Below are 424 nucleotides of genomic sequence, written 5' to 3' on the forward strand. Positions count from 1 at the left end.
CGGCAACGCAGGCGCCGGAGGAATATCATCAAGCTGCGCCTGCCACCATGCCAGAGAATCTGGATTGGGCGACTGTAGCGAGGGTTGTTGCAGATAATCCCTGAAGGTGACGGGCAGCGGCGGAAGCAGCTGTTGCGGGTAGCGGTAGCCGTGCTCCAGCTCCGCCAGCAGGATCTGCATGCTCAGACCGTCAAGCAACAGGTTATCCAAACACAGCCACAGGCGGGCAGGCATCCCGTCCACGTATCCGACCTGGAGATCGAATACCGGCCACACTTCGGGGTTGAGTACCTGATGCGCCAGTTTTTCGCGCACCCGCAACGCCTCTTCAGGCGTATGGAGGGTGTGTGCGGGTATCACCCAGGGGGGCGTCTGTTCGAGCACCTGTTGCTGTCCATCACGCACGATGGCGCGCAGCATATCG

The 424-nt window shown here is 61.1% G+C and carries 1 pseudogene; it reads right to left on the bottom strand.

What is annotated here, in order from left to right:
* Nucleotides 1-424 (bottom strand): annotated as a pseudogene (locus tag ACEWB7_RS18025) (hypothetical protein); the annotation flags it as partial.

It is taken from the genome of Acinetobacter sp. NIOH-H-8, from assembly GCF_046635365.1.
Taxonomy (GTDB): domain Bacteria; phylum Pseudomonadota; class Gammaproteobacteria; order Pseudomonadales; family Moraxellaceae; genus Acinetobacter.